1 protein-coding gene is annotated in these 781 nt (G+C 70.0%); it reads left to right on the forward strand.

The window, feature by feature from the left end:
- Positions 1–781, forward strand: a 781-nt coding sequence (locus tag HHX33_RS34725) for a beta-ketoacyl synthase N-terminal-like domain-containing protein (protein ID WP_182878261.1), incomplete at both ends; no start/stop codon positions are given.

Raw genomic sequence — 781 nt, forward strand, 5'->3', positions numbered from 1 at the left:
ATGGCGTGCCGGTATCCGGGTGGGGTGTCCTCGCCGGAGGATTTGTGGCGGCTGGTGTCCGATGGTGTGGACGCGATTTCGGATTGGCCGGCTGATCGTGGCTGGGATGTCGAGGGGTTGTTCGATCCGAGTGGGGAGCGGCCGAACACCAGTTATGTGAAGTCGGGTGGGTTCCTGCACGAGGCGGCGGAGTTCGACGCCGGGTTCTTCGGGATCTCGCCGAACGAGGCTCTGGTGATGGATCCGCAGCAGCGGTTGCTGCTGGAGACCTCCTGGGAGGCGATGGAGCGGGCGGGGATCGACCCTGGCTCGCTGCGGGGGTCGGCGACCGGGGTGTTCGCCGGGATGATGTACCACGACTACGCCGCCAACGCGAACACCGGGTCGATCGCCTCGGGCCGGGTGTCGTATGTGTTCGGGTTCGAGGGCCCGTCGGTCACGGTCGACACCGCCTGCTCGTCGTCGCTGGTGGCGTTGCACCTGGCCGGGCAGGCGCTGCGGTCGGGGGAGTGCTCGCTGGCGCTGGTGGGTGGTGTGGCGGTGATGGCCACGCCGGAGGCGATCATCGAGTTCTCCCGCCAGCGCGGACTGTCCCCGGACGGCCGCTGCCGGTCGTTCGCGGCCGGCGCGAACGGTACGGCGTGGGCCGAGGGCTGCGGTGTGCTGCTGGTGGAGCGGTTGTCGGACGCCCGTCGGCTCGGGCACCGGGTGCTCGCGGTGGTGCGGGGTACGGCGGTGAACCAGGACGGCGCGTCGAATGGTCTGACGGCGCCGAACGGTC

Source organism: Microbispora sp. H10670 (assembly GCF_014161385.1).
Lineage (GTDB): Bacteria > Actinomycetota > Actinomycetes > Streptosporangiales > Streptosporangiaceae > Microbispora > Microbispora triticiradicis.